A 9,343-nucleotide genomic window follows, 5' to 3' on the forward strand; every position below is an offset into this window, starting at 1 on the left:
ATCCCTTTTTTGTTCTTTTCTTTCCCTTCCATCTTTAGTACCTTATATAAGGGTGATAATATTTGCTGAAAGAACTGTTTGTAAACTTGACCATTTTAATCACATTTAATTATCTCTTCACCCACCTGTTTAAAGAAAGGTTAGTACATAAAAAAGACAGCATATCCTTCCAAGCTGTTAAAGGACTGGCCTGCGGTTTGCTCGGGGTTATTCTAATGGTTTTTGGATTTACCTATCAGCATTCAATCATTGATCTTCGAAATATCCCTATTATGATTGCCGCTCTTTATGGGGGCTGGGTTTCAACGGCAACGGCCTTGGTTATGATCGCTGCAGGCCGCATGCTGATCACGATGAACACATCTGCAATATACTCGGTTATTATCATTTGTATCGCTGCCATCCCGTCACTCATTGTTTCTAGAAGAAAAAAAGTCCAATTAAAACATGCTTTCTATCTTTTAATGATCACAAATAGTATGATCTCCTTTTCCTTTTATTTTCTTATAGATTTACATTCATATGAACTTCACTTATATTTTTGGATCGTCTCAATAGCGGGCGGCATGCTCAGTTTATATATTATTGATCATGAAACAAATGCACATCTTCTTTTTAAACAATATAAGTTTCAGGCGCACTTTGACTTTTTAACAGGCATTTATAACCGAAGAAAGTTTGAAGAAATCACACAAGCTCTATATCAACAGGCGGCCAATACCCCGCATTTTCAATTCGCACTGATTTATATGGATATCGACCATTTTAAAACCATCAATGACCAATACGGCCATCATGAAGGAGATCAGGTGCTGAAAGAGCTGGGCTCACGTCTGAAGCAGAGCATCCGAAATACTGATCCTGCCGCACGGATTGGCGGTGAAGAATTTGCCGTGCTCCTGCCGAACTGTACGCTTGATAAAGCAGCCCAGATCGCAGAACAGATCAGATGTGCTGTCAGTGACGCACCAATTAGATTAACAAATGGTGAAGAGCTGTCAGTTACGATATCACTGGGGGCCTCTCATTATCCTAATAATACGGAGCATCCAGAATCTTTGCCGATTCTTGCCGATCAAATGCTGTACAAAGCGAAAGAAACGGGACGAAACAAAGTATGTTTTTCAGAAAAAAAAGAATGAATTCAATGTTCGAATTCATTCTTCCAATCTGAAAGACGTTTCAAAGGCAGAAAAGCCGGGACAAGATCCCCCTGATATTCTTTTTCTATAAATGCCGCTGTATCATCAGCTTGATAGAGCTCAAGAATGGTTTGCAGCGCTTCCCGATCTTGGTCCTCCGCTCTGACAACAATCAAATTCATCTCTTCCTTAGACATTAGTCCACCGCTCTTTATGGCATGTTTTTCCGGGTTCAGTCCCGCTTTTTTTGCTTCAGACGGTTTCATGACAAACACGTCGGTGCCGCTCACTGCACCCTGTTGCCGGACGGCTTTTAATTTCAGGTGCCTCGGATTATCTTTAATCATATCGACTGAACCTGTTCCGTTAAATCCGTTTTTCAACGTTAGCAACCCTGCCTCCTTAAGCACCGTAAGCGCCCTGCCAAAATCGAGTGCTTTATCCGGTACAGAAACGACAGCTCCTCGTGGTATATCTTGGAATCGGTTATACCGCTTTGAATAAATGCCCATAGGCGTTATGTATGTCGTACCGAGCGGTTCCAGCTTAAGTTTGTATTTTTGAGTGAACGACTGAAAAAATGAAATGTTTTGAAAGGCGTTGGCATCAATTTCTTTGTTAGCAAGCGCGATATCAGACTCCGCATAATCAGAAAAAGGTATCAGCTGAATATCCAGCCCTGCTTCTTCAGCTTTTTTAGCAATATAGTTCCATATTGCCTCGTCAGACTCAGCAATTCCGATTTTTATCGTTTCATGTTCTGCTGACGGTGAGCATGCTGTAAATGAAACGAGAAGAACAACAACGAAACTGCATATAAGCCACTTTTTCATTGTGACCATACTCCTATCTATGTATTAGAGCATGCAACCCAATATCAGACATAAAAATCATACGCTCTCTTAGTTGATAAACGTTGTCATTTGTAATATTGATTAACTTTTACCTTACTCATATCCAATAAGGTTGTCAATTCCTATTACATTGTCTTCCCGAAAAGAAGGAATACTAAGGCAAACGTATGATCACATATCGAGAAAACAGATGAATTTCCGTAAATAAATATCAAATTGAAAAATAAATATGGTATTTTCCGAAAAAAGTTTCATTTAGCAGTTGTTTTTTCTGAAGATTACTGGTAGAGTAAAGGTAATTATTTTTGTTCGAACTATCTTTAAGAAGAAAGTTTTGTAAGAGTTTTCGTCTTGAAAGTTTGTTAAGAGCAAGAATAGTGAATTTAAGCGTTATGATCGCTTTAGGAGGAAATTTCATGTTAGAAGGTAAAGTAAAATGGTTCAACTCTGAAAAAGGTTTCGGATTCATCGAAGTAGAAGGTCAAGACGATGTATTCGTTCATTTCTCTGCTATTCAAGGCGAAGGCTTCAAAACTTTAGAAGAAGGCCAAGCTGTTTCTTTTGAAATCGTTGAAGGAAACCGCGGACCACAAGCTGCTAACGTTACTAAAGAAGCGTAAGCATAAATTGATATGAAAAACTGCAGGTGCAAACCTGCAGTTTTTATTTCGATAAAAAAGCTGTTTTGCATAAGCAAAACAGCTTTTTTTCATTAGTTTGCAATATCCCGTTTCATGAAGATTCCGAAAGCAAGCAACAGGAAGATGATAAAGTAGATCACCAGCATGTTGATAGAGAACGTCATAGTCATCCCTTTTATTAACGGTGTGCCATCCACATACTGAGACAAATCTACATTAGCAAACAATATATACTTCGCCCAGTCAAATTTCGCTGCAATAAATGCAGTGGCAGTCGTACCGGCTACCAACAAAAAGATGGAAAACCCTACTGCAAGAGAGCTGTTTCTAAATACAGCGGACAGCATAAATGCCATCGTCGCCACCATTAAAGCCGCGACGGATTCAGAAAGATACGTTGTGGCCAAATGCCCCATCATGTTTTGCTCAATGACATGGCCATCCTTATAGATTAAATGAATATTCGCGGCAGTGTCACCGCCTGTCCCAAAAAAGATCAGTCCCAGCAAAGTAGAACCTATAAATAAAATAAACAGCAATAAGAAACCAAACAAGAGAACTGTAATATATTTGGAGAGCAAAATCTGAAAACGGCTGAGCGGGCGGATCATTAATAGCTTTATGGTTCCCCAATTAAATTCGTTCGCGACAATTCCGGCTGCGATAATAATGGTAAACAGCCCGGTAAGGATTGTAAAGCCTGCTGAATCCGTTACATAAGACCATACAGTATAGCCTGTGTCACCTGGGATGTTATGCTCTATACGATAGTTGTTAAGTGTGATTGTTTCTTCATATTCACCTTTCAGTGAAGGATTTTCTTTGATTTCTTTCTTCAGTACGGTGTTTTCCGCTTGGAGTTCTTGTTTCCAATGGAGATTTGAATCACCAGCAGAAAAATGATTCGCCAGAAATGCAAATCCAACCATTGTTAATCCCAGAATCCCGATCATCACCCATGTTCCGGCACGGCTGAAAATTTTGATCCACTCATTATAAATCAAATTAAGCATGTTGAACCTCCTCTTTTGCTTCACCTGTTATTTCTAAGAAACGGTCCTCTAACGATTTTGTCACTACTTTAACTTCGTAAATGCGGACTTGCTGCATCACCAGCAATTCAATAGCCGCAGGAACTTCGTCTTTAGCCAGTTTGACTTCTACACCATTTGCCTTCTTCACCAAATTGTACTCCTTCAGAACAGAAGCGGCTTCATTCGGCTGCTCAACTTGAAAGAAATATGTATCGTTCTCATCAGTGATTTCATCTCTCACATTTTGAATATCGATAAGCTTTCCTTTTTGCAGAATCGCAATTCGGTCACACATCAGTTCCATTTCTGACAGCAGGTGGCTTGAGACGATGACAGCCATTCCTTTTTCTCGCGTCAACTTCTTCAAGTGATCTCTGATTTCCCTGATCCCCGCCGGATCAAGGCCGTTTGTCGGTTCATCCAAAATCAGCACTTTCGGATCATGAAGAAGACATTGTGCCAAGCCAAGACGCTGTCTCATCCCAAGAGAATACGTTTTCACCTTGTCATGGATTCTGTCTGTTAAACCGACCAGCTCAACGACTTCATCAATTTTTTCCCTCGTGACGCCCTTGACCATCCTTGCGTATTGCTGGAGATTTTTATATCCGCTCAAAAATTTATACAGCTCTGGATTCTCTACAATAGCCCCAATATGCTTAATCGCCTTGGCATACTCTTTCGTAATTGATTGGCCGCAAATGAGCACATCACCTTTTGACAGCTTCATTAACCCCACCATCATCCGGATGGTTGTCGTTTTACCTGCTCCGTTCGGCCCCAAAAAACCGAATACTTCGCCTTCACGAATCGAAAAACTCAGATGATCAATGATCGTTCGGCCTCTGATGTTCTTTGTTACATTTTTCAATTCCAATACTGTTTTCATCGAATTCCTCCTCTAGCAAACTTCCATTTTTGATTTAAACCATTGCAATACAGACATGCCTTCCCGCTCACGAATATCTTCCACATCACGCTGAGCAACTTTTTCTCCATTTGCAAGTATGATTACTTCGTCTAGCAAAGTTTCAATTTCATCAATCTCATGCGTTGCGATCACGACAATCTGCTGCTCAAAATCAATGTATGACACCAGGCTGTTTACGATGGAGTCCCTGACCATCGGATCAAGCCCGGAAAAAGGTTCATCAAGCAAGATGACAGATGCCCGTCTTGCTAAAGCAAGGACGATTTTCAGCCTTCCCCGATTTCCTTTTGATAACTTTTTGATCTTTTTTTCCGGATCAAGCTGCATCTCATTCAACAGCTTATAAGCTTGTTCTGTTTGAAAATCAGGAAATTGTGACTGATAAAAATTCACCATATCCTTTACAGTGAAGTGCGGATAAAACATATCAAGCTCTGTAAGATAAGCCGTTTGACGCACCATATCTCTCGTAACCAGCTTTTCATCCGCTTTTACGAATCCTGAAGTAGGAAAGAGAAGGCCAGCCATCATTTTTAAGGTTGTTGACTTGCCGCTGCCGTTCGGTCCGATCAGTCCATAAATTCGTCCGGATGATAAGGTGATCGATACATCATTGACGGCGGTGTGGCGGCCGTATTTTTTTGATACATGTTCTAAGTTGATTTCCATTTTAGCTCCCCTCAGTGAATGTTTTAATCCTTTCTACCATTTCCTCTTTCGTTAGCCCCAGCTCTGTCATTTGCTTCACAAAGCCTTCCAGTACTTCCCGTGTCAGCCTGTCCTTCAGCTCATCTACGATTTCTGCTTTCTCCGCAATAAATGTGCCTTGACCTCTTCTTGTCTCCACAATACCCAGCCTTTCCATCTCACTGTATGTTCTTTGAATTGTATTGGGATTTACCTTGGTTTGAATCGCCATTTCTCTTACAGAAGGAAGCTTGTCTCCTGGGAGCAACTCCTTCCTGACCAGCCGATAAAAGATCTGATCTGCGATTTGCAGATAAATCGGTTTCGAGGATTGGAAATGATTGTCCATATTCACACCTCTACTTTACGATCAAGCAGTTTTGAAGCCATGATGAGCAGCAAGACCGTGATGATTATAGCAATAGGAAACCCTAGTACAGACAGATGTATAGGTTTTAATTCCAATCTCCAAACGTTGTGGAAGTGGAATTCAAAATTGCAATAGACTGTTACCGGCCAGAAATGTTTTTGAGATTCAACCAAAGGGCTTATGATGTATTCATCGAAGAAGAACCACACTGCGACCAACAGAACCATCGCAGCCCACCGCATTCCGCGCCAATTCCTGAGAGAGTGAAAAACAGTCCAAAACACAATGACTGTTACTGACATATCTAACGAAGAAATAAGCCCATACATATTCAGCAAAGTAGCTGTACTAGTTATATCAACTTGATGCTCCAGCAGATTATTTACAGAGAGCATATGATAAATCCAAATACCGTAAGCCGTTAATGCCAATTGAATCAGAAATTGATAGAGCAAAGATGCTGCCAATTTAGAAGAAAACAGCCAGAAGCCGCCATTTGGATTGTACAGCCAAAGCTGTGATTTCCCTTCTTTGCGAAGATGATAAAACACAAAAACAGGAGATAGGAAAAGCAGAAAAAAAGCAACTGCAACAAAGAAACCAAAAATGACTAGAGGCTCTTTCGTGCGAGAAGCTATAATATGGCCTGTTCCCAATAAGAAAATAATTCCGCATATCCATACTAGCAGCCACATTCTTGAAAGCTTGATATCTTTCTTTAACAAACCTAAAAAAGAATCCATGTCTTTACCTCCCGGAAGAACCCTCGGTGTATGAGTAACATAGTACACTAGATCAAATCCTTATACAACATATTCCATGGATTTATTTGATAAAAAATATAATTCATACTTATAAACAGCAAAAAAAAGGCAAATCCGCCATGAGTAAACGGATTTGCCTTTTTGATTACTTTTTCTTATTTTTCATGGAGAGCAGTGCATCACGATAGCTGCGGTCCTGCATTTTGTCACTTTCTTCAGTGACCTCTTCTTCTGCCTGATCTTCATCAGAATGCTTAAACTTTTGCAGCGCCTGCCTGTAAATATCATCACCCATTGTTTCTCGTTTCTCTTTTGTAGAATCGTTTTTTACAACGGATGGCGTATGCTCGGCAGCCCTTGCTTCAGCTGGGTATTGCGCTTCGTTTTTTTCCTCTTCTGGAGGGGCGATTCTTTCGGTTGCTTCTTGCTTCTCGGGTCCAGGAGAGGCGTTGCGGACGTTAAATGTAATAAGGGCCGCAATGACAATGACAGCAGCAATAATTGCTATAATAATGGCCATTTCAACCTCTCCTTACTGTCCTGCTGTTAGGTTTCCTGTGACTTGGCTGACGCGTCTTCCTAAGGCGCGTCCAAGCTGAATACCTTCCTCAGACATTAACTCATCACTGTCAACCGGACAAGTGACGCCTGCTCCGTAATAAGAGCCGTACAGTGCGTTTTCTGGCACATTGCCAGGCAGACCGACAACGATCATGCCTTGGTGGAACATCGGCGTGATTAAGTTGTGCATTGTCATTTCCAAACCGCCGTGTGTTGTTGCCGTTGTGCAGAAAACAGCGCCGACTTTGTTGATCAGCTCGCCTTCAGCCCACAAGTAGCCAAGTCTGTCTATCCAAGCTTTAAGACCGGAGCTGATTGTTCCGAAATGCCCTGGGCATCCCCAGATAATCGCATCCATATCTTTCAGCTTGCGGATATCTGCTTGATCGACATGGTCAATCAATACCTCAGCCGCCTCGTTTTCTCTCGCGCCTTCAGCAATCGCTTCTGCAAGCACCTTAGTATGTTCGCCTTCACTATCATACACTACATAAATTTTCATTCAGGAAACCTCCCTGTACAGATTAAGATTCCTTAGCTTCTTTTGGAGCAGGAAGTAATGAAAGCTCCTCTTTTTTCTTCTTACGCAATTTATCTTTTCTGACGTCACGCAGGAAGATACTTAAAATTAATCCTGCTACGCAGAATAATGTTGCCCACATAAAGGCGTCATTAATCCCCATGACGTTTGAATCGAGTGACGCGTGTTTATAAATATGAGTGTAAACATACGTTTTCGCTGTTTCATAAGGTACATTCATATTCACCATTAAATTCGAAACTGCATTTTGGAATGCATGGAGGAAGTTCGGGTCCGCCGTGCTTGTTTTATCTGCAATTTGTGAATAATGGAATGTCGTACGGTTTGTATAAATCGTCGTAATTAAACTAGTTCCAATTGATCCACTGATTTGGCGAAGCGTGTTGCTCATCGCCGTTCCGTGACTGTTCAGACGGGCTGGAAGCTGGTTCATCCCAGCTGTCATGACTGGCATCATTAAGAGAGACATACCAAATGCACGAATTGAGTAGATCAGCATGATGTGCGTATATGGTGTATCAATTGTTAATTGCGTATATTGATATGTTGTTACCACTGTCACGAGAAGCCCAATAATCGCAAGCGGTCTCGGTCCGAATTTATCGAACAAAATACCTGAGATCGGTGACATAATCAGCATAACGATCGCACCTGGAAGCAGAAGCAGACCGGATTGAAGCGCCGTAAAGCCGACCAGGTTTTGCAGATAGATCGGTAACAGGAACATACCAGTGTAAAGTGCCACTGTAATAATGATATTAATGACACTCGAGAGTGAGAAAATGTCATATTTAAACACTCTGAAATCAAGCATCGGATCATCATGGCGCAATTGCTGAACAACAAACGCAATAATTGCGATGACGCCGATAATCACTGTTGATAATACAATAGGATCAGTCCAGCCGTCAGAGCCGGCTTCACTGACACCGTATAGCAGAGATGCGAAACCGACAATAGAAAGAATCGCTCCGAGAGTATCGAGTTTGATTTTTTGCGGTTCCACCATGTTTTTAAAGATGAAGAAAGCCACAATAATAATAATGGCACCGATCGGCACAAGGCCGTAAAACATAATGCGCCATGTATAATTCTCAATGATCCACCCAGAAAGAGTCGGGCCGACCGCAGGAGCAAACATCATTGCAAGTCCGAAAATCCCCATTCCTTTCCCCCTGCTTTCAGGAGGGAAGATAAACAGAATGGTTGTCATAACGAGCGGCTGCAAGATACCTCCGCCTACAGCCTGGATCAAACGGCCGATCAGCATGGTAGAGAAGTTAGGTGCGATACCGCAGACTAACGTACCGAGCGTAAAACAGAACATGGCAACGAGGAAGAGACTCCGTTGACCAAAGCGCGTAATCAGGAACGCAGATAACGGAATCAAGACACCGTTAACAAGCATGTAACCTGTTGTGAGCCACTGAATCGTCGTTGCACTTACGCCAAATTCAGTCATTAAGTGCGGCATTGCAACGTTAAGCAGTGTTTGGTTTAGAATTGCCAGAAATAAACCCGCCATTAGCACAATTAGCAATGACATAGGGCTTTTTGCATTTTTTTCTTTGCCTGTAGCCATCTAAGACAACCTCCTTTCATGGTGTGATGACTGATCTGTTTTACTCAGAAATCTTAACAGATGCATTCATACCAGGAAGCACCTTATCAGATGGGTTTTTGATTGAAATTTTAACAGGAATCTTTTGCGTTACTTTTGTGTAGTTTCCGCTTGAATTCGTAGATGGAAGCATATCAAAAGTTGAGTTAGTCGCATAGCCAATTTCTTCTACAGTACCGTCAAAAGTTGTATCAGGA

Annotated in this window: 11 protein-coding genes and 2 pseudogenes; 2 read left to right on the forward strand and 11 right to left on the reverse strand. The window is 41.5% G+C overall.

What is annotated here, in order from left to right; translation table 11 throughout:
• Nucleotides 1–62: 62 nt before the first annotated feature.
• Nucleotides 63–1,142: a diguanylate cyclase DgcK gene (gene dgcK, locus RAC86_RS30075; protein ID WP_072565989.1), complete on the forward strand. Its 1,080-nt coding sequence runs from the start codon at nucleotides 63–65 to the stop codon at nucleotides 1,140–1,142.
• Nucleotides 1,143–1,144: 2 nt separating this feature from the next.
• On the opposite strand, the gene RAC86_RS30080 is transcribed toward dgcK, so the two are convergent.
• A complete protein-coding gene (locus RAC86_RS30080) occupies nucleotides 1,145–1,975 on the reverse strand; it encodes a MetQ/NlpA family ABC transporter substrate-binding protein (RefSeq protein ID WP_072565988.1) in 831 nt (276 codons plus the stop codon).
• Between the two features lie 437 nt (nucleotides 1,976–2,412).
• On the opposite strand from RAC86_RS30080, the gene cspB reads away from it, so the two are divergent.
• Nucleotides 2,413–2,616 carry a cold shock-like protein CspB gene (gene cspB / locus RAC86_RS30085; protein ID WP_003224086.1) on the forward strand — a complete coding sequence of 68 codons (204 nt, stop codon included), beginning with the start codon at nucleotides 2,413–2,415 and terminating at the stop codon, nucleotides 2,614–2,616.
• A 92-nt stretch (nucleotides 2,617–2,708) separates the two neighbouring features.
• Here the strand turns inward: cspB and RAC86_RS30090 are convergent, their stop codons facing one another.
• From RAC86_RS30090 to RAC86_RS30135, 10 genes and pseudogenes are all read right to left on the reverse strand, one after another.
• Complete coding sequence (locus RAC86_RS30090) at nucleotides 2,709–3,650, reverse strand: ABC transporter permease (RefSeq protein WP_061188243.1); 942 nt, start codon at nucleotides 3,648–3,650, stop codon at nucleotides 2,709–2,711.
• Nucleotides 3,643–4,560, reverse strand: coding sequence for an ABC transporter ATP-binding protein (locus RAC86_RS30095; RefSeq protein ID WP_014113152.1), 918 nt, complete (start codon nucleotides 4,558–4,560; stop codon nucleotides 3,643–3,645). The genes RAC86_RS30090 and RAC86_RS30095 overlap by 8 nt, the downstream gene beginning before the upstream one ends.
• A gap of 12 nt (nucleotides 4,561–4,572) precedes the next feature.
• Nucleotides 4,573–5,271 (reverse strand): ABC transporter ATP-binding protein, encoded by a 699-nt coding sequence (locus RAC86_RS30100; RefSeq protein WP_072565987.1) that lies wholly within the window; start codon nucleotides 5,269–5,271, stop codon nucleotides 4,573–4,575.
• Nucleotide 5,272: 1 nt separating this feature from the next.
• The gene (locus RAC86_RS30105) at nucleotides 5,273–5,638 is read right to left on the reverse strand and encodes a GntR family transcriptional regulator (protein WP_014113150.1); all 366 of its coding nucleotides are present in this window, start codon (nucleotides 5,636–5,638) and stop codon (nucleotides 5,273–5,275) included.
• A 2-nt stretch (nucleotides 5,639–5,640) separates the two neighbouring features.
• Nucleotides 5,641–6,402: a hypothetical protein gene (locus RAC86_RS30110; protein WP_014113149.1), complete on the reverse strand. Its 762-nt coding sequence runs from the start codon at nucleotides 6,400–6,402 to the stop codon at nucleotides 5,641–5,643.
• 63 nt (nucleotides 6,403–6,465) lie between these two features.
• Nucleotides 6,466–6,569, reverse strand: a pseudogene (locus RAC86_RS30115) (hypothetical protein); the annotation flags it as partial.
• On the reverse strand, nucleotides 6,569–6,943 hold the full coding sequence (locus RAC86_RS30120; RefSeq protein ID WP_072565986.1) for a hypothetical protein: 375 nt from the start codon (nucleotides 6,941–6,943) through the stop codon (nucleotides 6,569–6,571). The gene RAC86_RS30120 and the pseudogene RAC86_RS30115, both read right to left, overlap by 1 nt.
• Nucleotides 6,944–6,955: 12 nt before the next feature.
• Nucleotides 6,956–7,486 (reverse strand): NAD(P)H-dependent oxidoreductase, encoded by a 531-nt coding sequence (locus RAC86_RS30125; protein ID WP_014113147.1) that lies wholly within the window; start codon nucleotides 7,484–7,486, stop codon nucleotides 6,956–6,958.
• 22 nt (nucleotides 7,487–7,508) lie between these two features.
• Nucleotides 7,509–9,107, reverse strand: a complete 1,599-nt coding sequence (locus RAC86_RS30130) for an MFS transporter (RefSeq protein ID WP_014113146.1) — start codon at nucleotides 9,105–9,107, stop codon at nucleotides 7,509–7,511.
• Between the two features lie 40 nt (nucleotides 9,108–9,147).
• Nucleotides 9,148–9,343, reverse strand: a pseudogene (locus tag RAC86_RS30135) (transporter); the annotation flags it as partial.

Source organism: Bacillus sp. LR_5 (assembly GCF_042709275.1).

Coding starts and splice junctions, on each gene's coding strand:
- RAC86_RS30100 (WP_072565987.1), bottom strand. CDS start 5,271: ATGGAAATCAACTTAGAACATGTATCAAAAAAATACGGCCGCCACACC.
- RAC86_RS30105 (WP_014113150.1), bottom strand. CDS start 5,638: ATGGACAATCATTTCCAATCCTCGAAACCGATTTATCTGCAAATCGCA.
- cspB (WP_003224086.1), top strand. CDS start 2,413: ATGTTAGAAGGTAAAGTAAAATGGTTCAACTCTGAAAAAGGTTTCGGA.
- RAC86_RS30125 (WP_014113147.1), bottom strand. CDS start 7,486: ATGAAAATTTATGTAGTGTATGATAGTGAAGGCGAACATACTAAGGTG.
- RAC86_RS30130 (WP_014113146.1), bottom strand. CDS start 9,107: ATGGCTACAGGCAAAGAAAAAAATGCAAAAAGCCCTATGTCATTGCTA.
- RAC86_RS30095 (WP_014113152.1), bottom strand. CDS start 4,560: ATGAAAACAGTATTGGAATTGAAAAATGTAACAAAGAACATCAGAGGC.
- RAC86_RS30090 (WP_061188243.1), bottom strand. CDS start 3,650: ATGCTTAATTTGATTTATAATGAGTGGATCAAAATTTTCAGCCGTGCC.
- RAC86_RS30120 (WP_072565986.1), bottom strand. CDS start 6,943: ATGGCCATTATTATAGCAATTATTGCTGCTGTCATTGTCATTGCGGCC.
- RAC86_RS30110 (WP_014113149.1), bottom strand. CDS start 6,402: ATGGATTCTTTTTTAGGTTTGTTAAAGAAAGATATCAAGCTTTCAAGA.
- RAC86_RS30080 (WP_072565988.1), bottom strand. CDS start 1,975: ATGAAAAAGTGGCTTATATGCAGTTTCGTTGTTGTTCTTCTCGTTTCA.